Below are 21621 nucleotides of genomic sequence, written 5' to 3'. Positions count from 1 at the left end.
GTCAGCGAATCACACTTCGCGCCGGCTGAGGAACGCCAGCCGCTCGAACAGGTGCACGTCCTGTTCGTTCTTGAGCAGCGCGCCGTGCAGCGGCGGGATCAGCTTGCGCGGGTCGCGCTCCCTGAGCATTTCCGGGGTGATGTCCTCGTTCAAGAGCAGCTTGAGCCAGTCGAGCAACTCGGAGGTCGAGGGCTTCTTCTTCAGGCCCGGCACTTCGCGCACCTCGAAGAATATCCGCAGCGCCTCTTCCACCAGGCGTTTCTTGATGCCGGGGAAATGCACGTCGACGATCCGGCCCATGGTGTCGGCGTCGGGGAACTTGATGTAGTGGAAGAAGCAGCGGCGCAGGAACGCGTCCGGCAGTTCCTTCTCGTTGTTCGAGGTGATCATCACGATCGGGCGCAGGCTCGCCTTGATGTTCTCGCCGGTCTCGTAGACGAAGAACTCCATGCGATCGAGTTCGAGCAGCAGGTCGTTCGGAAATTCGATATCCGCCTTGTCGATCTCGTCGATCAGCAGCACCGGGCGCTTGTCATGGGTGAAGGCGTCCCACAATTTGCCGCGCTTGATGTAGTTCGAGATGTCGGAAACCCGGGGATCGCCGAGCTGGCTGTCGCGCAGGCGCGACACCGCGTCGTACTCGTACAGGCCCTGCTGCGCCTTGGTGGTGGACTTGATGTGCCAGGTCAGCAGTGGTGCGCCGAGCGCTTTCGAGACTTCCTCCGCCAGCACGGTCTTGCCGGTGCCGGGCTCGCCCTTGATCAGCAGCGGGCGCTCGAGCACGATCGAGGCGTTGACGGCGACCTTGAGGTCGTCGGTGGCGACATAGTCCTTGGTGCCGGTAAATTTCATCTATCCGTTTGCCTTGTTGCTTCGTTCTTGGGCCGCTCGCGGCCTGAACAGTAAACGACCGCCGGTCCGGCGGTCGCGATTGAAATTGATGCGTTTATCCTCAGCGTCTGATCAGCGACAGGATCACCAGGATGATCACCGCGCCGATGGTGGCGTTGATGATATCGCGGACCCAGCCCACGCCGAGGCTGACGCCCAGTTGCGGCAACAGCCAGCTCGCCAGCAGGGCGCCGATGATGCCGACGACGATGTTGCCGATCAGCCCGAACCCTGCGCCGCGCACGATCAGCCCGGCAAGCCAGCCCGCGATACCGCCGATGATCAGTGCCGCAATGATGCCCATTGAATTTCCCCTGCCGGAATAAGCCGTTTATGGCTCAATTGTAATTGAAAAAGCCTCCCGGTCTAGGCCTGACAGCTATGCGCCGGCCCTTGACGTGCGCCGCCTCTTGACGTGTGCGGTCCGGCGGGCAATCTGTATCCCATGTTCCTGCAATTCTTCACATCGCTGCGCGACGCGCAGGTCCCGGTGACCCTGCGTGAATATCTGACGCTGATGGAGGCGCTCGACGCCGACCTCGCCGATCAGACGGTCGAGAATTTCTACTATCTCTCCCGCGCCGCCCTGGTGAAGGACGAGCGTAACCTCGACAAGTTCGACCGCGTCTTCGGCACCGTGTTCAAGGGGCTGGAAAGCCTGCTGGACGCCATGGAGAAGGCGGACATTCCCGCCGAGTGGCTGAAGAAGCTGGCCGAAAAATACCTCACCGAGGAAGAGAAGAAGCAGATCGAGGCGATGGGCTGGGACAAGCTCATGGAGACGCTTCGCCAGCGCCTGAAGGAACAACAGGGCCGTCACCAGGGCGGCAACAAGTGGATCGGCACGGCAGGAACCTCGCCGTTCGGCGCCCATGGCTACAATCCCGAAGGCGTAAGAATCGGGCAGGAGAAGAACCGCAACAACCGCGCCGTGAAGGTGTGGGACAAGCGCGAGTTCAAAGACCTCGACGGCAATGTCGAGCTCGGCATCCGCAACATCAAGATCGCGCTGCGGCGCTTACGCAAATTCGCGCGCACCGGCGCGCCCGACGAACTCGACCTCGACACCACGATCCGGGAAACCGCCAACCACGGCTATCTCGACGTCCACATGCGGCCCGAGCGGCGCAATGCCGTGAAGGTTTTGGTGTTCTTCGACATCGGCGGCTCGATGGATTCGCATATCGAGCAGGTCGAGGAGCTGTTCTCGGCGGCGAAGTCCGAGTTCAAGCACATGGAGTATTTCTACTTCCACAACTGCCTCTATGAAGGCGTCTGGAAACAGAACAAGCGCCGCTTCACCGACCGCACGCCGACCTGGGACGTGCTGCACAAATACCCACACGACTACAAGGTGGTGTTCGTCGGCGACGCCTCGATGAGCCCTTACGAGATCATGGTGCCGGGCGGCTCGGTCGAGCACGTCAATGAGGAGGCCGGCTCGGTCTGGCTGGAGCGCATCACGCGCACCTATCCGCACACGGTTTGGCTCAATCCTGTGGCGCAGAAGCACTGGGACTATTCGGAATCCACCACCATCATCCGCCGGCTGCTTTCGGAGCGCATGTACCCGATCACGATCGAAGGCCTCGAAGGCGCGATGAAGGAACTGGTGCGGTAGGCCATCGCCGTCATTCCGGGGCGCGCGCAGCGCGAACCCGGAATCTCGAGATTCCGGGTCTGGTCCTTCGGACCATCCCGGAATGACGGTGCAAGAACAACCAAGGAAGAGTTCATGCCCCAGACCATCCACCGCGGCATCAAATCCCTGATCGACGAAGCCAACGCCGCGATCGAGACTGTCAGCGCCACTGACGCCATCAAGGCCGCGCAGGACCCGGGCGTCGTGATCGTCGATATCCGCGACCCCCGCGAGATCGAGCGCGAGGGCAAGATCCCCGGCGCGTTCTCCTGCACCCGCGGCATGCTTGAATTCTGGATCGATCCGCAAAGCCCCTACGCCAAGCCGATCTTCCAGGAGGACAAGAAATTCATCTTCCACTGCGCCGGCGGCCTGCGCTCGGCGCTCGCGGCCAAGACCGCGCAGGACATGGGCCTGAAGCCGGTCGCCCATATGGGCGGCGGTTTCGCCGCCTGGCGCGACGCCGGCGGCCCGATCGAGAAGTGGGAGCCGAAGAAGAAGTAGTTTTTCCCACGTCATTCCGGGGCGCGAAGCGAACTACGATGTGCAATTGCACATCGGAGAATCTCGAGATTCCGGGTTCACGCTTTGCGTGCCCCGGAATGACAGCAAGGATTTTGCCATGCCTACCACCACCGACCCGCTCGTCTCCACCGAATGGCTTGCCGCGCACCTGAATGATCCCGGCGTCAAGGTGATCGACGCCTCGTTCAAGATGCCGGGCGTGCTGCCGCTGCCGAAGGACGATTATCTCGCCGCGCATATTCCCGGCGCGGTGTTCTTCGACGTCGACGCGGTGTCCGATCATTCCAACCCGCTGCCGCACATGTTCCCATCAGCCGAGCAATTCGGCCGTGATGTCGGCGGGCTCGGGATCGGCAATGACGACACGGTTGTGCTCTACGATTCCGGCGGCTGGGTCGCCGCACCCCGGGTGTGGTGGATGTTCCTGTCGTTCGGCAAGGACGTGCGCATACTCAATGGCGGCTTGAAGAAGTGGGTCGCCGAGGGCCGCAAGGTCGAGAACGGTGAGGTGACGCCGAAGCCTGCGACCTTCAAGGCGGCGTTCGATGCGCGGCGCACGCGCAGCATGCAGCAGCTCATCGCCAATCTCGCCAGCCGCGCCGAGCAGGTGATCGATGCACGCGCCAACGAGCGGTACCAGGGCAAGGTGGCCGAGCCGCGGGCGGGCCTTCGCTCCGGGCATATCCCGGGCAGTCTCAGCCTGCCCTACAACCACCTGTTCGATGCCGCGACCGGCACCATGAAATCGCTGGAAGAATTGCGCGCGGCGTTCTCGGGCGCCGGCGTGAAGCTCGACGCACCGATCGTGACCAGTTGCGGCTCCGGTGTCAGCGCCGCCGTGCTGACGCTGGCGCTCTATCGCCTCGGCGTCGAGAACCCGGCGCTGTATGACGGCTCATGGACGGAGTGGGGCGCAGCCGACGGCCCGCCGGTCGCGACCGGTCCGGCCTGAACTCAATCCAGGCACTACCTCGTCGCGCGTGCCACCGGGGTCAGCCCGAACGGATTGGCGAATTGCTGCTGTTGAGCCAGCGCCGCCTCTCGCGCCAGACGCGCCCGCTGCGCAGCAACCCGTCGCCGTTCCTGAACCCGCTGCGCAGTCCGCTTCTTGACGGCGCTCTGGTCCGGCTTCGCTTCCGTCGTCGTGGCTTCCGTGGTCTTCGCTTCCGTGGTCTTGGCCGCTGTCTTTTCGTCGACGACGACGGCGGGACCACCGAGCGTCGCGATCCGGGCGGCGGCGGCGTTGCCTTCGAATGAATAAATATCCGGTGCCAGTGGAGGCGGGGTGGCGGCGGCCGGCTCCGGCGTGTCCGGTATGGCGGCGAGTTTCACTTCCGCGTTGACCGGCGGCTCGGCTGCCGCCGGGGCGGCCGGTGTCGTCTCCGCGATTGCCTCTTTTGCCGGGTCTTCCGGCTTTGCCGCTTCAACCTGCATCGGCTCAGCCGGACTCACGGCTGCCAGTTTCTCGGGCTCCGCCGGAGGGGCGTCGAGGGCCTGTCCGGCCGGCGCCGGGACGTCCGGGGCTGCTGCCGGGACATTCTCCGCCGGCTTCTCTGCGGCCGGCGGATCGACCCGCAGCAGCGCCAGCGTCGGCGGCGGGCCGTCATTCAGTCGGGCAAACATCGGCTCGGGCGTCGCCCGCCGCGAGGGAAGGTTGGCAAATTCCTCATGCGCGGAGCGCAACAGGGCGGCGGCGCCAAGCCCAAAAACCAGGACCGACATCGACAGGACGATCGCAGTGAACAGGAAACGAAAGCCGGGAAGCATGGACTCGAGTTCCACCCTCCTTGATCGCTGGAGGGTTATTGATTGCCAGGGGAACGCGGTGACCACTGTGTGGCCTGATTCGTGAGGCGCGCGTGGGTGCGCGCGAATCAGGCCGATTTGAGAGTATCTCAGTGCCCGGTGGCTTTTTGTTGCAAAATCTTCAGTCTGAAGTCGCTGACCGTCCACAATGGCGATTTCCGGCGCGCTGAGGCATCTGTGCCGCACTGGGCGGCGATCACAAATGACTGGAACGCCGAATTTCGCGGACTTGTCTTGAATGTGCCGCTATCTTCCGTCATCTGCCGTTAACCGTCCGGTGGGGCTTGGGGTCTATACAAAGGCGATGATGAATAACCGCATTCTGACGATTTGTGCTGCCATGGCCGCTGGCTTGGCGGGTACTTCGCTCGCCCATGCGCAGCAGGGCTATCCCGCCCAAGGTCAGGTCTATCAAGGCCAAGTCTACCAGGGCCAGGCGTCCCAAGGTCAGGTCTATTCGACGGCTCCGGGACCGTATGTTCCCGGTGGCTATGCGACTGATGAACGCCGCCGCCCCGGCGAACCCGATTTCGACGCACTTGATGATGACGACGCGCCGGACGGTCAGAACGCGGCCGCGTTGCCGCCGCCCGGCCCGGTGCTGTCACCCAGCGATCCGCGCTATGGCCGTCCGGCCGCCGCCCCGGTCTATTCGGACCGCGGCGCGCCTGTTTATTCTGACCGCGGCGCCCCGACGCCGACTGGCCCGATCCTTTCGCCCGACGATCCGCGTTACGGCCGCCCGGCCGGTCCACCGCCGGTGATCTATGCGGACCGCCCGCCCGGTCAGCAGCAGCAGCAGCCGGCCTATTCGGATCGCGGCGACAGCCGCATTCCCGGCGCCGGCATCGTCTATCCGAACGACGACCGCGCTGGCCTGCGCCCGCCGGGATCGGTCGGCGCCGCACCGGCTACCGGCGCGCTCCCGCAACCGCAGCAGCCTTCGGTTGGCGCCGACGGCAGGCCGGTGCAGCTCGCTGCGCTGCCGCCGGAAGAGCAGCCGGAAGTGGGCCCTGCGCAGCTTCCGGCGCACCTGCGCCGTCAGGAAGTGTCCTTTGCGACCAAGGAGCCCGCGGGCACCATCGTCGTCGATACCTCGAACACCCACCTCTACTACGTGCTTGGTGGCGGCCGCGCGATCCGCTACGGCGTCCGCGTCGGCCGCGACGGTTTTACCTGGAACGGCGTGCAGAAGATCAGCCGCAAGGCCGAGTGGCCGGATTGGCATCCGCCGACCGAGATGATCGAGCGTCAGCCCTATCTGCCGCGCTTCATGGCCGGCGGCCCCGGCAATCCGCTCGGCGCGCGGGCGATGTATCTCGGTTCGACCATCTACCGCATTCACGGCACCAACCAGCCCTCGACGATCGGCAAGTTCGTCTCCTCGGGCTGCATCGGCATGCTGAACGAGGACGTCTCGGATCTGTTCGAGCGCGCCAAGGTCGGCACCCGCGTGGTGGTGATGCCAGGAGGGGCGCCGCCCGCCAACACCGCAAGCGCGTCGGCCGCTCCGGCGCCGTCCGCTGGCCCGGCTGCCGCAGCAGCCCCGGGACCGGCTTCTCAGGCCCAACTGGCGCCCGTTCCCGGCGCGCAGCAGCCGACGGTGGTGCCGCCGCTGCCCGCGCCGGTCACGATTCGCTGATAGGCCTGTTGGCCGGACAAGCATTTAAGGCGCGCCGAGAGCGCGCCTTTTTGTTGGGGTACGAGGTGCAATCGGCCCTCGGCTAATCTGAGTTCCGCGGCTCGCACAGATTTTCGCCGCCGCCACGTTCGCACGCTTGATTTCACATTCGCTCCGACTACCTGCCGCTCGGTCGCAACGAATATGAGGATCACGCCATGCGAATTCTTGTTGCGGGCGCCACCGGCGCCGTCGGCCTTCAGCTCGTTCCGCAGCTCATTGCAGCCGGTCATTCCGTCGTCGGCACGACGCGAACGCCGGCGAAGGCCGTGATCATCAAACGGATGGGCGCCGAACCTGCGATCGCCAATGGGCTCGACGAGGCGGCCATTCTTGACACCGTGATCGCGGCGAAGCCCGACATCATCATCGACCAGATGACCGATCTGGCGGCAGTTACCGATCTCAGGCATTTCGATCGTGCCTTCGCCACCACCAACCGGTTGCGCACGGAAGGCACCGATTTCCTGTTGGCGGCCGCCCGCGAAGCCGGGGTGAAACGTTTCATCGCCCAGAGCTTTTGCGGCTGGACCTACGGCCGCGGCGGCGAGCAGATCAAGGCGGAGGCCGATGAACTGGATCCCGATCCGCCGGAGCAACTGCACCGCACCCTCCAAGCGATCCGGTATCTGGAGGACGCCGTCACCGGCTCGGCAAGTCCGGAAGGTATCGTCCTGCGATACGGATCATTCTACGGCCCGGACACCGGAATGCTCTCGCGCGCGATGATCGACCAGTTGCGCCGCCGGCGCGTGCCGTTGATCGGCGGCGGTGGCGGCCAGTGGTCGTTCATCCACGTCGATGATGCGGCCGCCGCTACCGTTGCCGCCGTCGAGCGCGGCGAGCCCGGCAACATCTACAACATCGTCGACGATGAACCGGCTGAAGTCAGCGAATGGCTGCCCGCCCTTGCCGCCCTGGTTGGAGCCAGGCCGCCGATACGCGTGCCGGCCTGGCTTGGCCGGTTGTTCGCCGGCGAGCACCTGGTTTCGATGATGACCGAGGTGCGGGCAGGCTCCAACGCCAAGGCCAGGCGGGAGCTGGGCTGGCGGCCGGCGCATCCGTCGTGGCGCCAGGGATTCGCGGAGGTCGCGAGCCGGGCCACGCAACACGCCGCTTGAACTCGCTCAGGCCAACCGCTGCTTCGGCTCGCCCTTGAACCAGGCGTCGATGCCCTCAACCATCTGCTGGTAGTGGTTTCGAAAGCTGTCTCCGGTGACGTAGCCGAGATGCGGCGTCAGCACCATGTTGTCGAGCTTGCGGAAGGGATGGTCGACCGGCAGCGGCTCGACCGAAAACACGTCGACGCCGGCGCCCGCGATCTTCTTTTGCGTCAGCGCCTCCAGCAGCGCGCCTTCGTCGACGATCGGTCCGCGCGCGGTGTTGACGAGGTAGGCGGTCGGCTTCATTCGCGCGAGGTCATCACGCCCGACCAGCCCGCGCGAGCGCTGGCTCAGCACGACATGGATGGTGACGATGTCGGCGGTCGAGAACAGCTCTTCCTTGCTGGCGTAGGTCACGCCGGCTTCCTTGCACTTCTCCGGTGTCAGGTTCGGACTCCAGGCGATCACGTTCATGCCGAAGGCCTGTGCCAGTTTCGACACCTTGGTGCCGAGCTTGCCGAGGCCGATCACCCCGAGCGTCCGGCCCTCGATCTCCATGCCGACGAATTTCTGCAAGGGCTCGCCGGCATGCATGCGGGCGTTTTCGCGGCCGATATTGCGGGTCAGTTCCAGGATCAGGCCCATGGTCAGCGGCGCGGTCGGGTCACGGCCCCATTGCGTGCCGCACAGCGTCACCTTGTGCTCCTTGGCGGCTTCCATATCGATGGCGGCATTGCGCATGCCCGAGGTGATCAGGAGTTTCAAATTGGGCAGCGCGGCAAACATCGTGCGCGGGAACGGGGTGCGTTCGCGCATCGCGCAGATAATCTCGAAATCCTTGAGCGCACCGGCAGCGGCCTCAGCCGTAGCAAACGGCTGGTTGAACACCGTGACGTCGACGCGGTCGGAGACTTTGGACCAGTCGGCGACCGAGAGCGCCACATTGAGATAGTCGTCGAGGATTGCACAGCGCAGCCGCGTCATGGGGATGGTCCGTTGATGGCGAGGACGACGGCGGGATGGCCGTCGGGAAAGGTCGCCATGGTTGCGCGCAATCAGAGATGGCGCAAGCGGACTTAAATGCGGGGCTGCCTCAAATAACCGGATAGCTCAGTTCGAACGGCCGGGATGCTTGGCGCGCCAAGCCGGGCCCGGGCCGCGCATATAGTGCAGTTCCGGCCGGTAGGGATCGAACGCTTTGGCGATGAACTGGCGCAAGAAGGCGCGGAGTTCTGCGAAGGGTTTTTCCAGTCCGTCGCGGCTGTTCGCCGGGGCGTGCAGGGATGCCGAGCTGATCGTAGCCATGACGCGGGCCCTTTTTTCAGTCGCGGCGGCTGGCCGCGTAAACGCCTTATTCGGCGCCTGAAAACGAGTTTTCGCCTGATTTATTAAAAGATAGTTTCAATTGTCGGGATCTCGGCCCACATGGTGTCCAACCCGTATTCATCCGTGGTGAACGGATGGAAAACGGGTTCCCGCGGTTGCCCTTTCGGGGCCACGCAGCTACATCAGCGGCAGCAAATCTCCGCAAAATCCAACGATTCTAAGGGCTCTCGATGGCGCGCCAGTTCGTCTATTTCATGCAAGGTCTGACCAAGAGCTACCCGACCCGGAAGGTGCTCGATAACGTCCATCTGTCGTTCTACCCCGACGCCAAGATCGGCGTGCTCGGCGTCAACGGCTCCGGCAAGTCGACGCTGCTCAAGATCATGGCCGGCCTCGATAAGGAATATAATGGCGAGGCCTGGGTCGCCGAGGGCGCCCGCGTCGGCTATCTCGAGCAGGAGCCGCACCTCGATCCTTCCAAGTCGGTTCGCGAGAACGTCATGGAGGGCGTCGCCAAGCAGAAGGCGATCCTCGATCGCTACAACGAACTGGCGATGAATTATTCAGAAGAAACCGCCGACGAGATGACCAAGCTGCAGGACCAGATCGAGGCCGCGGGCCTCTGGGATCTCGACAGCAAGGTCGACCAGGCGATGGACGCGCTGCGCTGTCCGCCCGACGATGCCGATGTGACCAAGCTTTCGGGCGGCGAGCGCCGTCGCGTCGCGCTGTGCAAGCTGCTGCTCGACCAGCCGGAGCTGTTGCTGCTGGACGAGCCGACCAACCATCTCGACGCCGAATCTGTGTCGTGGCTGGAAGGCCATCTGCGTAACTATCCCGGCGCGATCCTGATCGTGACCCACGACCGCTACTTCCTCGACAACGTCACGGGGTGGATCCTCGAACTCGATCGCGGCAAGGGCATTCCCTACGAGGGCAATTATTCGTCCTGGCTGGTGCAGAAGCAGAAGCGGCTGGAGCAGGAAGGCCGCGAGGATGCCGCGCACCAGAAGACGCTCGCCCGCGAGCAGGAGTGGATCGCGTCCTCGCCGAAAGCGCGCCAGGCCAAGTCCAAGGCGCGCTATCAGCGCTATGAAGATCTGCTGAAGCAGGCGAGCGAGAAGCAGACCACGACCGCGCAGATCACGATTCCCGTCGCCGAGCGCCTGGGCCAGAACGTCGTCGACTTCGAAGGTCTCAGCAAGAGCTTCGGCGATCGCGTGCTGATCGATAACCTCACCTTCAAGCTGCCGCCGGGCGGCATCGTCGGCGTGATCGGAGCCAACGGCGCCGGCAAGACCACGCTGTTCCGCATGATCACCGGACAGGAGAAGCCGGACCAGGGCACGATCACGGTTGGCGAGAGCGTGCACCTCGGTTACGTCGATCAGTCGCGCGACGATCTCGACGGCAAGAAAAACGTTTGGGAGGAGATTTCCGGCGGCAACGAACTGATCCTGCTCGGCAAGCGCGAGGTCAACTCGCGCGGCTATTGCTCCTCGTTCAACTTCAAGGGCGCCGACCAGCAGAAGAAAGTCGGCGCGCTGTCAGGCGGCGAGCGCAACCGCGTGCATCTCGCCAAGATGCTCAAGTCCGGCGCCAACGTGCTGCTGCTCGACGAACCGACCAACGACCTCGACGTCGATACGCTGCGCGCGCTGGAAGAGGCGCTGGAGGATTTCGCCGGCTGCGCCGTCATCATCAGCCATGACCGCTGGTTCCTCGACCGCATCGCCACCCACATCCTGTCCTTCGAAGGCGACAGCCATGTCGAATGGTTCGAGGGCAACTTCCAGGACTATGAGAAGGACAAGATGCGCCGGCTCGGCCAGGACAGCATCATTCCGCATCGCGTGAAGTACAAGAAGCTGACGCGGTGATTTCAGGCATTGGCCGATGTGCTGGGCTGCGGCGGCGTAACAAGTGTCGTCCCTGCGAACGCAGGGACCCATACCGCGTGATCTATCGATATGGCAGTAATTGCTAATGCCGTCTAACGCATCTGCGTTCGGTGGCTATGGGTCCCTGCGTTCGCAGGGACGACCTGCTGATAGACTGCGTGCACTTAGCCTGTTCCTGCTTCTCGCTGAACGTAGCTGTAAACGGATGGGCCGGGCGCCGATCGTTGCTCTCGCCGTGCTGACAGCGCATGCTTCTCGATCGCGAGATCAGGCTTGGGCAAACTTTTCGCGCCGGGCGTGCAAGACCGCTATTTTGCCTTGAAGCTAGGAATAACGTGACGATCCCGTAATATCCGCTGCGGCCAGTTGTCGCTTCACAGCGCGGTCAGATTGCGTAGATATAGACCGCCTTCCGCAATTCGAATCCTCCGCAAGCGAGCCCTCCTGAATGTCCCTTACTCCCGAAACACCGTTGCCGCCCAAAGCTCAGAGGAAGGCATTGCGTCCGGTCCCGCTGCTGATCTTCAGCTCCCGCTGGCTGCAACTGCCGCTCTATCTTGGCCTGATCGTCGCGCAGGGCGTCTATGTGGTGCTGTTTCTGAAGGAGTTGTGGCACCTGTTCGCCCACGCCTTCGATTTCAGCGAGCAGCAGATCATGCTCGCGGTATTGGGCCTGATCGACGTGGTGATGATTTCCAACCTGCTGGTGATGGTCATCGTCGGTGGCTACGAGACGTTCGTCTCCCGCCTCAATCTGGAAGGACATCCCGATCAGCCGGAATGGCTCAGCCACGTCAACGCCAGCGTGCTCAAGATCAAGCTGGCGATGGCCATCATCGGCATCTCGTCGATCCACCTGTTGCGCACCTTCATCGAGGCCGGAGGATTGGCCTCGGGCAAGAGCGGCTACACCGAAACCGGCGTGATGTGGCAGACTATCATCCACACGGTTTTCATTCTGTCGGCGATCGGCATTGCCTATGTCGACAGGTTGTCGAATGTTTCCACCGAACATGCCAAGGCCGCCTCGCATTGATGGGCGGCGTGTCGATCGACAGGATTCCGGTTTGCGACAGGGGTTGATAGCCGCGGTTCTGATACTGGCAGCGATGACGCCGGGCGCGGTGCGCCCGGTTCACGCCGCCGATGCTGCTTTCACCCAGTTCATTGCTTCCCTGTGGCCGGAGGCGCAGGCGGCCGGCGTGTCGCGCGCGACCTTCGATGCCGAGACGAGGGGGCTCGAACCCGATTACAAATTGCCCGATCTCCTGCTGCCCGGCCGGCCCGCCACCGGCGCACCGTCGCAAGCCGAGTTCGTGCAGGTGCCGGCCGATTACGTGAAGGAAGCTTCCATCGCGCGGCTCGCAGCCGAAGGGCAGAAGCTGATGCAGAAGCATCGCGCGGCGCTCACCGAGATCGAAAAGCGTTTCGGCGTTCCTTCAAGCATCGTGCTCGCGATCTGGGGCCGCGAGACCGACTATGGCCGCTACCGGCTGCCTTACGACACGCTGCGCGTCGTTGCCACGCAGGCCTATGTCGGGCGACGCAAGGATCAGTACCGGGGTGAATTCATCCTGGCGCTGAAGCTTCTCGGCGAGGGCGCAGTGGCGCGCAAAGACTTCCGCTCATCCTGGGCCGGCGCCACCGGGTACACGCAGTTCCTGCCGTCCGAATATTACAAGCACGGCGTCGATCTCGACGGCGATGGCCGGGTCGACATCTGGCATTCGGTGCCGGACGCGCTGGCCGCTGCCGCGCAGCAGCTCGTCAACAAGGGCTGGCAGCCGGGCGTTCGCTGGGCCTATGAGGTGAAGGCGCCCGCCAATGTCGATTGCACCATGGGCGTGCCCGAGGTGACCAAGCCGATCGCCGAATGGCTGCGCGCGGGTTTTGTGCCGGTGCGCGGACAAAAGCTGAGCGCGGCGGAGCAGGCGCAACCGGCCTCGCTGCTGCAGGTGGAGGGCATCTACGGCCCGGCATTCCTGACCACGAAAAACTACTTCGTCATCAAGGAATATAATTTCTCCGACTTGTATGTGCTGTTCGTCGGCCATCTCGCCGACCGCATGACGAGCCCGCAGCCGTTCGCCACACCATGGTCCGCCTCGACGCAGTTGCGCTCCGCCGATGTCGAGGCGATGCAGCGTCATCTGACGCGCATCGGCCTCTACAAGGACAAGCTCGACGGCAAGGCGGGCATGCAGACCCGCGCGGCGCTCGGCGCGTATCAGAAGTCCGCCGGCCTCAAGGTCGATTGCTGGCCGAGCGAAGCGGTGCTGCGCTCGATCGGCGCGGGGCGTTGACCCGTAGCCCGGATGGAGCGAAGCGCAATCCGGGGGCGGTGCCAGCCAAATGGAATCGCCGGTGGTTTTGTCGCCCCTGTCCCCGGGGTCGCTTCGCTCGCCCGGGCTACAGGACCGGTCAAAGAAAAAGCCCGGCCGAGATATCGGCCAGGCTTTCGATCAAGACGCGCGGCTCGCGCGCCAATCGATCAGATCAGTTGCAGATCTCGACGCGGCGATAGCGCCAGTCATAGCCGTCCCAGAAGCGCTCGCGAACCATGCGGCACGCCGGATAGGGCGCTTCTTCCACATACACCGGACCGCCGTAGGCCGGGCGGCTGGAGGCGATTGCGCCACCGATGATCGCGCCGCCGAGCAAGCCGGCCGCCACGCCTGCGGCAACGCCACGCTGTGCGCTTGCGGGTGTCGAGGCTAGCGAACCGGCAATCGTTGCGACCGCGACCAAGGCAGCAAATGTCTTCTTCATGTCCTGGGCTCTCCTGGGGTGGCGCCTTCGAGCGCCGGGTTTAGGGATGACTCACACGCCGTTTCGAACTGCCGCTTCGACATGGGTCAATCGAAAGTAAACGTTCCCGAAGCGTGACCGGAAAAAGCGGTCTTTTTCGGGCCGGAAAAGGCGTGCATCCCGGAAAAGCCGCGCTGTTCCGGGATGCTAGACGCAATTTAATGAAGATGAACGGCTCGCCATAGCGTTTTCGAGCGAAGTGGATACCGGTTCGCGTGAAGAAAACGCGTCAAAACTAGAATCTAGAGCTTCGGTTCTGATGCAATCAGAACCGATAGCGCTCTAGTCGCAAACCCTGACGTTGCGGACCCGCCAGCCGTAACCATCCCAGAACCGCTGCCGCTGCCAGAAGCAGGATTCGCCGTAGCCGGGATCGACGACATAGGCCGGGCCGCCATAGCCGGGGGAATAATAGCCGGGCCATAATAGTAGCCGTTCTGCGAAGCAATCGCGCCGCCGACGATGGCGCCACCGATCAATCCGGCGGCGACGCCCGCTGCAACGCCGCGCTGCGCCTGGGCGGGAGCGGGGATCGCTACGGCCGAAACGGTCAATGCGGCGGCGGCGCCGAGCGCCATCAATGTCTTCTTCATGGCTTCACCTTTCTCGTGGGGAGCAAAGGACGTCAAATCTTGTCCCGGCAAAAGTTCCACATTTCGCTTGAATGATCAATGAACGGCCTGTGCGTCCGGGGCGACGAAAATGGGACGAACCGGCAAATTGCGGTGTGTAGATACCAAAGGTTCCTCCTCAGCCCCGGAACGCAAGGACACAATGACGAGCGGAATGACGGCATTCATGGTGGCGGTCGGCGGGACGTCGCTGATCTGCTACCTGCTCATGAGCCGGGCGCAAAACCGCAAGACTAGGCGCGAGAGCACAGGTGGCGACGCTTCCGGCATAGGCTCGGGCGACAGTTCCGGCGGTGGCGGCTGGAACCCGCTTTCATGGTTCGGCAGCGACAATTCTTCGTCGGATAGTTCGACCTCGTCCAGCGATTCCAGCGGCGACAGTGGAGGAGGCGGTGGCGACGGCGGCGGCGGTGGCAGTGGTGGCGATTGACGCCGAAAACCTGCCGGTAAATCAGTGCCAGTGTGACCTACCGCAACGACGCCTTTTTAGATTCATTCCAGTGTTCCCCCGGCATCAGTTTGGAATTGCTTGAAAATGCGGCTTTTCCTTTTGCATCTCGTCGCGCTCTTAAATATCGATGAGGTCGCATCACCCAAGGTTTTATCGGTTTCATGATCGTCTGTTCCTGCAACGTTTTGAGCGACCACGATGTCCGTAATGCTGTAAGCGCATCCACGGACCTGCCGCGAAATCCGAAACAGATTTATGGTTGCCTCGGCTGCAGTGCCGAATGCGGCCGGTGCGCGCGCACCATCAAGACCATCATCGACGAAGCGCTCGGTGCCTGCGCCAAGGAATGCTGCTCCGGTTGCCCGCACAGCCGCCAGGCCGCCAACGACGAGCCTGCGCAGCAAGCTGCTCGCCTTCGCCCTCGCGGCCTGCTGAAAACCCCTTCGAATTCCACTGATTTCCGCCGTTTCCACCGCTTTTTTCGCGGAACGGTTGCTCTCGGCACTAAACTCATTTAGAAGCGTTCTAAATGCAGTGGCAGGTCGCGTTTGGCCTGGGAAAATCGGAGTGGACCATGCAGGGCGATCCCAAAGTTATCGACTTCCTCAACAAGGGCCTGCGCAGCGAGCTCACCGCGATCAACCAGTACTGGCTGCATTACCGGCTCCTGAACAATTGGGGCCTTTTGGAAATGGCCAAGGTCTGGCGCAAGGAATCCATCGAGGAGATGGAGCACGCCGACAAGTTCACCGACCGGATCCTGTTCCTCGACGGCTTCCCCAACATGCAGGTGCTCGATCCCTTGCGCATCGGCCAGAACGTTCAGGAGATCATCGAATGCGATCTTGCAACCGAGATGACCGCGCGCACGCTCTATCAGGAAGCCGCGACCTATTGCCATGGCGTCAAGGATTACGTCTCGCGCGATCTGTTCGAGAGCGTGATGAAGGATGAGGAACATCACATCGATTTCCTCGAAACCCAACTCGATTTGATCAAGCGCATCGGGCTTGATCTCTACACACAGAAGCATGTCGGCGGCTTGGAGAACGGGGACTGAGTGTTCCGCTCGCTTTAGCACGCAACGCTATCACTTCGTCATGGCCGGGCTTGTCCCGGCCATCCACGTCTTCGTCGCCGCGATACCGTTAAGTCGTGGATGCCCGGGACGAGCCCGGGCATGACGGAGCTCTACAACTGCGTCTTGTAGCGCTCGTAGATCACGTCCTGGCTTTCGCGCTCGCCAAGACCTGTCTGGTCGTGGATCACTTCGCCGATGCTGGGCATCACCGAGCGCTCCACCCGCTCACCTCCCCACAATTTCGAGCGCATCAGCGCCTTGCCGCAGTGGAAATAGGCCTCCCTCACGTCGATGCGCAGCACGGCGCGCGGCGGTTTGCCGAACTCCACCATCGAGGCCATCAGCTCCGCCTCCGCGGACACTTTGCCCTTGCCGCCGACGCGCAGCGTCTCGTCGATCCCAGGCACGAAGAAGATCAGCTGCACGAAGCCACTTCCCTCGACGATGTTGCGAAAACTGTCGATGCGGTTGTTGCCCGAGCGATCCGGCATCAAGAGCAGGTTCGGTCCCGCGACATGGATGAAGCCGGGATTGCCGCCGCGCGGCGATGCATCGACGCTGCCGTCCGCGCCTGACGTGGCCAGCACGCAGAACGGCGACATGCCGATGAATTTTTTCGCATGGACGTCGATCTCCGGCCGCGCCTTTGCGATGACGCGCGGTGAGGGCGCGGGGTAGATCGCGGCGAGGTCGCTGGCGGAAAAATCAGTCACGGGCGGCTCCTCAGGTTTTCGGTGAGATTATCATTCCGCGTCGCGGGCGTCATCTTGAGAGAATCTAGACCGCGTCCGCCGGCACGAAGCAGCTGATGATGATGCTGCCGCGGTGATGCACATACCACACCACGGCTTCGCCGATCGGGTTACCCTGGTCGCGAATCACCGCGCGCTCGGGCACCTGCATCCATTGGCCCTCGATCGGAACCCAATAGGCGCCACCGCGAACGTCGTAGCTGGTGCGATGTCCGTCCGACTCATCGCAGCAGGGCACGCCGTTCGGCGCGATCACGCTCTTGAACCAGGCGCGGATATCAGGCGGCACATGGCCGAACTGGCCCCGGTCGACGGCGAGCGCTGTGCTGGCCAGCATCGGCAGAAAGGCGATCAAAACGAACTGCGCGAGCCTCCGCATCCGGTCCTCCGCTGTGTTGCCGTTGTCCTCGCGAGCATGCGACCCACGAATCGTTTCGAGGATCGTATCGCGGACAATTCAACCGGACTCCGCTTGCGGATGCGCGCTCAAATAATATGCGATGGGGCCGTTCCCAAAATGATGCGGTGCGAAATCAGGACGTCTGGCTCGCCGTCCCGTACACAGGCTTGATGCGAGCCACGGCTGGCTCAACAGTCGTATCGAACTGACCCGCCTTGAAATAAGGGCAGCATGAACGTGCTATCGATCTTGCGTGTGGATTTGTGGTGAGTACCAGGCGCAGCAGGCTGCCAAACTACGGTCTCGCCGCCTGAGGTTGGTGGAAGGAGCCGCTGCACGGTCATCACCACGATTGGAAACGTCACGATTGGAAAACGTCTTGGGCACGAACCCGAAGATTGCGATAGGACTGCTTTCTCCCGTGGGATTGCTGTTTGCGCTCCCGGTCTTGCTCTGGGCTTTCAGCTTTTCCGAACGCTTCGGGCTGGAGAAATGCAGCATCGGTTCGATTGGCGGTGATGAATACCAGAACATATTGTCGCGCGCCGGCGCGCAACGCTGGACGGTATGGCCTGGTCTGTCGAACGGCGTGTTTTGGCCGTCGGACGCGGGATTTCGGGGCCCGACGGCATCTTTCAGCAGCAATGTAAATGATCAGCTTCTCTCACATGTCAGAGAGCTTGCTGGACCCGATGCGTCTATTAATCGCCAGCTGGCTTCGGGCCATGCCGTTATGCGCAGCATGGGCGCTGAATACGTCCATACTCTAGAAGTGGCGGATATGGGCAGCGCCGCTTCGCACGTTTACTTCAAATACTTCTTGCCCCAGGTTCGGTTCGCGCCTGCGTGTGTCCTTTGCCTGATATGGTGGTACACGACCATTGACGTGATCTTTTCGCATGATCTCGCCACCGACCGATACGAGTTGCAGGCAGTGAACGTTCTGCATGCCGGGCTGAAAGGTAGTCCCGACAAAAACCTCGCGCGCAACGTCCCATGGGGTAGCTGCCCCGAATTTCGGAGATGACGGACGATTGGATCGCGTGCTCGCTTCAATGCGCGTGCCGGCTCACATCGCCCGCTGCGGCGCGGTCTGCAGCAGTTCCTCCAGCTGCTTCTTGTAGAATTTTGCATTGCCGGTCGTGAGATGGCCCCGCGTCTCGCTGGAGGCCGGGATCAGGAACAGGCGGCCGTTCTTGACGCGCTTCAGCGCGGCATCCGTGACGCCGGTTTCCGGCGGGTTGCGCTCGTCGTCGGCGGCATTGATCAACAACAGTGTGGCCTCGATCTTCTCCAGCGACGGCGCTGGATTGTAATCATGCGAGGCTTCCCACTGGTAGATGAAGTCGTTGGCATCGGCGGTGATGGCGGTTGCCAGCCGGTCGTCGACCATCTTGTCGGCTTTCGCCGCCGTCGGCGCCAGCGCCTGATAGGCCAGCGTGCCGCCGCCGGTCGCGATGCCATAGGCGTTGATGGCGTATTTCATCATGCGCGGCTGGGTGATGTAGTTGCCGCGATTGTAGTCGGGATCGTTCTTGATGGTCTCCAGCATCATCCGCCGCAGCATCCAGTTGCGCGCCGCCATCTCGGTCGGCTGCGACGCCATCGGCACCAGCGCGTCCATGAATTGCGGATACTTGCCGCCCCAGATCCAGGTGTGCATGCCGCCCATCGAATTACCGATCACGAGTCGCAGATGTTTGACGCCGAGACCTTCCTTGACCAGGCGATACTGCGCGTCGACCATGTCCTCGTAATTGTATTTCGGAAATGCGGTCTTCATGCCGTCGGAGGGCTTTGACGATTTGCCGTGGCCGAGACCATCAGGAATGATGATGTAATATTTCGCGGCATCCAGCGGCTGGCCGGGACCGAACAATTCGCCGCCAAAACCCGGCGTCAGCATGCTGGCGGCCGAGCCGCCCGAGCCGTGCAGCACCAGCACCGGCTGTCCGGTCGGCTCGCCGATGGTGGTGTAGTGCAGCCGCAGCTCCGGCATCGTCTCGCCGGAGTGGAATTTGAAATCCCTGGCGATCCACTCGCCCTGTTTCGGCGCGGGATAGTCTGCGGCGAAAGCGGTGATGGAGGTAAGGGCCAGTGCGGCGGCCGACAAGGCGGCGTGCGAAAAATTCATGATGGTCTCCCCCAAGGCTTACTGTGCCAAGCTTGCTGTTCCAAGGCTGCGGCTGTCTTTGCGGACCGCTTGGCAGGGAGCCTAGCACACCGGCTATTTCACCGTCACCAGATCGCCGCCTAACCCTCCACTTCGGTCTCTGGCCGGTCATTGCCGGCGGCGGTCTCCGAGTGCCAACGCCCGTCCGGGGTTTCGTATTCGATCATTTCCGTGCGGCCCGGCACCCGCTGCTCGGCCGCCACGCGCCGGGCGGCGGCCAGCGCCGTGGCGCGGTTCGGAAACGGCTCGGAAAACACGCCGTTGACGGTGTAGGCCCAGCCGCCGTCATGTTCGACGATCTTGTAGGTCACATGGGTCATCGGGAACTCGCTGTTTGCATGTACCGACAGGGGTGAACACGCCGCGTGATCCATGACAGAATAGGCCATGCTGTCGGATTTTGCACCGGCCGTTCGTCCTTGATCGACGGCGGGTGCAGAGGAGAAAACCATGTGCCGCAACATCAAGACCCTGTTCAATTTCGATCCCCCGGCTACCCACGCCGAAATCCATGCTTCCGCACTGCAATTCGTGCGAAAACTCTCCGGCTTCAATTCACCGTCGCAGGCCAACGCCGAGGCGTTCAACCGCGCGGTTTCCGAAGTGTCCGACAGTGCGCGGCGCTTGCTGGCCTCGCTGCAGACCAACGCCGCGCCGCGTGACCGCGAGGTCGAGGCCGAGAAGGCGAGGGAGCGCTCGCGGGCGAGGTTCGGCTAGGGCGCGGCGCAGCCATTGCCGCTGAGTATGCGGACGCCTCAAAATCGCGCGGCGATCTCACAAACGCCCCAGGGCTGCTGCGCTCCGGCCTCCCTTCCGTCAAACCAGCATCGCCTCTTCCCTCAAGAATTTGGAAGAACCGTCGGTGGAGGTACCAATGTTATACTCGCAAAGCCCGCCACTGACAGCCGAAGAACCTTCGTACGGCGGGCTTGCGCGCGATCCGGACGTCCGATCCGATCAGCGCATTGGTAGACGGCGCATGAAGCCGTCGATCGATTCTCCCCATCACTACCGCTTCGGGGAGGGACCGCTGGCGAGCGGCCGGCCGTCGATTGGCAAGCGAATATTCCGCTCCCTTACCCGGTTCTCTATTGCAGTTCTCATCGGTGTCGGCGCCACGCTTGGCTGGCAGTCCTACGGTGATGCAGCAACGGAGATGCTGGTAGCCCGGGCTCCGGCGCTGGCCTGGGTGTTACCCGTTTCGACGACGAAGCCGCCGGTCGTGGCTGCAACTTCCGCGGACCCGATGCGGCAGCTTGCGCCCTTGGCGTCCAATCTCGATGTCGTGCGGCGCGGCGTAGAACAACTCGCTGCCAAGCAAGAGCAGATGGCCCAGAACATTGCGGCATTAAAGGCTGTTGAGGAGGACATCAGACAGAAGATGTCGTTCACGCCTCCGGCCCCGGCACAGCAGGCCCCGGCCCAGCAGGCGGCCTCCATCCCGCAGCCCAAACCTCCGCAACCCAAGGCGCAATCATCGGCCGTACAGTCATCGTCGGTGGCTCGCCCGCCGCCTCTCGCCGGACCACAGTTCTCGCGCTGACGGCCGAGATTGCCGGCGGCGAAATTGATCAACGCCTTTCCTTTGCACCATGTTCGATGCTGACCCTAAAGCCAGAGCCGATCTAAGGGCGGGAACCCTTTATGCGATAGCGGGCGAAGCCGCCTGGATTTACTACGGCCAGGTGACGCCGGACAAAGCCATCGGCTTCTTCCGGCGTCGAGAGCACAATTTGGCGGGGCCAGAAGGTGTCTTGTCGTCGAACGTGATGACGACAGTCGTCGTTGCCCATCCATCCATAGGCCGGGCATTGAGGTCCGGTCGATGGAAGAATCTGGGCCGTTTCCCGCTGCACAAAGAGTTGCAGAAGATACGCTATTCAGTTCAGTGGCCGGTAGGAACGTTGAACGTAACGGTATGGGCAGGCGGCAAGCCGAGCCATGACACGCGTGTCGAAGATCCCGCGATCCAGAACATGGAGATTATCGCTGTCTGGGACGCGGAGTATCACATTCCACAGCGCCTCACTGCCGACTTCGGAGAAGAAGAAGCTGAATGGCACATCGGCGGACCAATCTGGCGCGAGCGGAAGGTCAAGGAGGAAACAGCGAGACGTTTTCCTGATCAGCCATGGCACAGGCTCCCCCAGGATTGGGTGCCGACTGGTGGCGACCAAGAGTAGAAAGCGCCGATCCGCTAGTTCGATACCGAATGGCTGAACCTGGCACCTTTGAGACATCCCCTCCTATCCTGAAAGGTGTCTGTTCACCGTGGCAGACCGGAAGTCGCCGTGGTCCGGCCAAACCCACGCGAATGACCCGAATGTATGGTCCGGCCGCGCGTTGCAAGAGGTTTCGTCAACCTGGCAGATGCGGTCTTGCATCAATGTATCCGGCCTCTGATTGGAGCGTGTGGTGCTCCGGGCCATCATGGATATCAGCGCGCACG

General features: G+C 62.7%; 24 protein-coding genes and 2 pseudogenes. 15 read left to right on the top strand and 11 right to left on the bottom strand.

Features of this window, described 5'->3' with window-relative positions; genetic code table 11:
- Window positions 1-9: 9 nt before the first annotated feature.
- Both C7G61_RS23435 and C7G61_RS23430 read right to left on the bottom strand, forming a co-directional pair.
- On the bottom strand, window positions 10-852 hold the full coding sequence (locus C7G61_RS23435) for an AAA family ATPase (RefSeq protein WP_108518905.1): 843 nt from the start codon (window positions 850-852) through the stop codon (window positions 10-12).
- Between the two features lie 100 nt (window positions 853-952).
- Entirely contained in the window at window positions 953-1195 is a 243-nt protein-coding gene (locus tag C7G61_RS23430) for a GlsB/YeaQ/YmgE family stress response membrane protein (protein WP_057850027.1), read from the bottom strand.
- A gap of 141 nt (window positions 1196-1336) precedes the next feature.
- Between C7G61_RS23430 and C7G61_RS23425 the strand changes: the two genes are divergently transcribed.
- The 3 genes from C7G61_RS23425 (at window position 1337) to sseA (ending at window position 4010) form a co-directional block, all read left to right on the top strand.
- Window positions 1337-2512: a vWA domain-containing protein gene (locus C7G61_RS23425; protein WP_108518902.1), complete on the top strand. Its 1176-nt coding sequence runs from the start codon at window positions 1337-1339 to the stop codon at window positions 2510-2512.
- A gap of 114 nt (window positions 2513-2626) precedes the next feature.
- Window positions 2627-3037 (top strand): rhodanese-like domain-containing protein, encoded by a 411-nt coding sequence (locus tag C7G61_RS23420; RefSeq protein WP_108518900.1) that lies wholly within the window; start codon window positions 2627-2629, stop codon window positions 3035-3037.
- 118 nt (window positions 3038-3155) lie between these two features.
- Window positions 3156-4010, top strand: coding sequence for a 3-mercaptopyruvate sulfurtransferase (gene sseA / locus C7G61_RS23415; protein WP_108518897.1), 855 nt, complete (start codon window positions 3156-3158; stop codon window positions 4008-4010).
- 14 nt (window positions 4011-4024) lie between these two features.
- On the opposite strand, the gene C7G61_RS23410 is transcribed toward sseA, so the two are convergent.
- Window positions 4025-4840, bottom strand: coding sequence for a hypothetical protein (locus tag C7G61_RS23410; protein ID WP_145963673.1), 816 nt, complete (start codon window positions 4838-4840; stop codon window positions 4025-4027).
- A 328-nt stretch (window positions 4841-5168) separates the two neighbouring features.
- Between C7G61_RS23410 and C7G61_RS23405 the strand changes: the two genes are divergently transcribed.
- Entirely contained in the window at window positions 5169-6506 is a 1338-nt protein-coding gene (locus C7G61_RS23405) for a L,D-transpeptidase (protein WP_108518892.1), read from the top strand.
- Window positions 6507-6703: 197 nt separating this feature from the next.
- Window positions 6704-7666: an NAD-dependent epimerase/dehydratase family protein gene (locus C7G61_RS23400; RefSeq protein WP_108518890.1), complete on the top strand. Its 963-nt coding sequence runs from the start codon at window positions 6704-6706 to the stop codon at window positions 7664-7666.
- A gap of 6 nt (window positions 7667-7672) precedes the next feature.
- Here the strand turns inward: C7G61_RS23400 and C7G61_RS23395 are convergent, their stop codons facing one another.
- Window positions 7673-8632, bottom strand: a complete 960-nt coding sequence (locus C7G61_RS23395; protein ID WP_108518888.1) for a D-2-hydroxyacid dehydrogenase family protein — start codon at window positions 8630-8632, stop codon at window positions 7673-7675.
- A gap of 126 nt (window positions 8633-8758) precedes the next feature.
- Window positions 8759-8953, bottom strand: coding sequence for a hypothetical protein (locus C7G61_RS23390; RefSeq protein ID WP_190241936.1), 195 nt, complete (start codon window positions 8951-8953; stop codon window positions 8759-8761).
- Window positions 8954-9204: 251 nt separating this feature from the next.
- Here C7G61_RS23390 and ettA point away from each other — a divergent pair, with 251 nt between their 5' ends.
- The 3 genes from ettA (at window position 9205) to C7G61_RS23375 (ending at window position 13178) form a co-directional block, all read left to right on the top strand.
- Window positions 9205-10854, top strand: a complete 1650-nt coding sequence (gene ettA / locus C7G61_RS23385) for an energy-dependent translational throttle protein EttA (protein WP_108518886.1) — start codon at window positions 9205-9207, stop codon at window positions 10852-10854.
- A 469-nt stretch (window positions 10855-11323) separates the two neighbouring features.
- Window positions 11324-11911 (top strand): TIGR00645 family protein, encoded by a 588-nt coding sequence (locus tag C7G61_RS23380; RefSeq protein ID WP_057853003.1) that lies wholly within the window; start codon window positions 11324-11326, stop codon window positions 11909-11911.
- A 73-nt stretch (window positions 11912-11984) separates the two neighbouring features.
- Window positions 11985-13178, top strand: coding sequence for a lytic murein transglycosylase (locus tag C7G61_RS23375; RefSeq protein WP_244608448.1), 1194 nt, complete (start codon window positions 11985-11987; stop codon window positions 13176-13178).
- A gap of 193 nt (window positions 13179-13371) precedes the next feature.
- Here the strand turns inward: C7G61_RS23375 and C7G61_RS23370 are convergent, their stop codons facing one another.
- Together C7G61_RS23370 and C7G61_RS23365 are read right to left on the bottom strand one after the other, a co-directional pair.
- Complete coding sequence (locus C7G61_RS23370; RefSeq protein ID WP_108518881.1) at window positions 13372-13644, bottom strand: hypothetical protein; 273 nt, start codon at window positions 13642-13644, stop codon at window positions 13372-13374.
- Between the two features lie 321 nt (window positions 13645-13965).
- Window positions 13966-14276, bottom strand: a pseudogene (locus tag C7G61_RS23365) (hypothetical protein).
- Window positions 14277-14469: 193 nt separating this feature from the next.
- Between C7G61_RS23365 and C7G61_RS23360 the strand changes: the two are divergent.
- From C7G61_RS23360 to bfr, 3 genes and pseudogenes are all read left to right on the top strand, one after another.
- Entirely contained in the window at window positions 14470-14745 is a 276-nt protein-coding gene (locus tag C7G61_RS23360) for a hypothetical protein (RefSeq protein ID WP_190241935.1), read from the top strand.
- Between the two features lie 182 nt (window positions 14746-14927).
- Window positions 14928-15201: pseudogene (locus C7G61_RS23355) on the top strand ((2Fe-2S)-binding protein).
- Between the two features lie 139 nt (window positions 15202-15340).
- Window positions 15341-15826 (top strand): bacterioferritin, encoded by a 486-nt coding sequence (gene bfr, locus C7G61_RS23350; protein ID WP_108519161.1) that lies wholly within the window; start codon window positions 15341-15343, stop codon window positions 15824-15826.
- A 131-nt stretch (window positions 15827-15957) separates the two neighbouring features.
- On the opposite strand, the gene C7G61_RS23345 is transcribed toward bfr, so the two are convergent.
- A complete protein-coding gene (locus C7G61_RS23345; protein WP_108518876.1) occupies window positions 15958-16560 on the bottom strand; it encodes an MSMEG_1061 family FMN-dependent PPOX-type flavoprotein in 603 nt (200 codons plus the stop codon).
- 64 nt (window positions 16561-16624) lie between these two features.
- A complete protein-coding gene (locus tag C7G61_RS23340; protein WP_108518874.1) occupies window positions 16625-16978 on the bottom strand; it encodes a hypothetical protein in 354 nt (117 codons plus the stop codon).
- 388 nt (window positions 16979-17366) lie between these two features.
- Between C7G61_RS23340 and C7G61_RS23335 the strand changes: the two genes are divergently transcribed.
- Window positions 17367-18026, top strand: coding sequence for a hypothetical protein (locus C7G61_RS23335; RefSeq protein ID WP_145963672.1), 660 nt, complete (start codon window positions 17367-17369; stop codon window positions 18024-18026).
- Window positions 18027-18068: 42 nt separating this feature from the next.
- On the opposite strand, the gene C7G61_RS23330 is transcribed toward C7G61_RS23335, so the two are convergent.
- Both C7G61_RS23330 and C7G61_RS23325 read right to left on the bottom strand, forming a co-directional pair.
- Window positions 18069-19133, bottom strand: coding sequence for an alpha/beta fold hydrolase (locus C7G61_RS23330; protein ID WP_108518870.1), 1065 nt, complete (start codon window positions 19131-19133; stop codon window positions 18069-18071).
- A 119-nt stretch (window positions 19134-19252) separates the two neighbouring features.
- The gene (locus C7G61_RS23325; protein ID WP_108518867.1) at window positions 19253-19492 is read right to left on the bottom strand and encodes a DUF2188 domain-containing protein; all 240 of its coding nucleotides are present in this window, start codon (window positions 19490-19492) and stop codon (window positions 19253-19255) included.
- A gap of 130 nt (window positions 19493-19622) precedes the next feature.
- On the opposite strand from C7G61_RS23325, the gene C7G61_RS23320 reads away from it, so the two are divergent.
- The 3 genes from C7G61_RS23320 (at window position 19623) to C7G61_RS23310 (ending at window position 21355) form a co-directional block, all read left to right on the top strand.
- Window positions 19623-19889: a DUF2277 domain-containing protein gene (locus C7G61_RS23320; protein WP_108518865.1), complete on the top strand. Its 267-nt coding sequence runs from the start codon at window positions 19623-19625 to the stop codon at window positions 19887-19889.
- A gap of 157 nt (window positions 19890-20046) precedes the next feature.
- Complete coding sequence (locus tag C7G61_RS23315; protein WP_108518863.1) at window positions 20047-20715, top strand: hypothetical protein; 669 nt, start codon at window positions 20047-20049, stop codon at window positions 20713-20715.
- Window positions 20716-20764: 49 nt separating this feature from the next.
- Window positions 20765-21355 carry a hypothetical protein gene (locus C7G61_RS23310; RefSeq protein WP_108518861.1) on the top strand — a complete coding sequence of 197 codons (591 nt, stop codon included), beginning with the start codon at window positions 20765-20767 and terminating at the stop codon, window positions 21353-21355.
- Window positions 21356-21621 lie beyond the last annotated feature (266 nt).

This window comes from Bradyrhizobium algeriense, assembly GCF_003062295.1.
In the GTDB taxonomy this organism is placed as follows: Bacteria; Pseudomonadota; Alphaproteobacteria; order Rhizobiales; family Xanthobacteraceae; genus Bradyrhizobium; species Bradyrhizobium algeriense.
The sequence above is the reverse complement of the archived record's forward strand: the minus strand, read 5'-3'. Positions and strand labels throughout refer to the sequence as shown.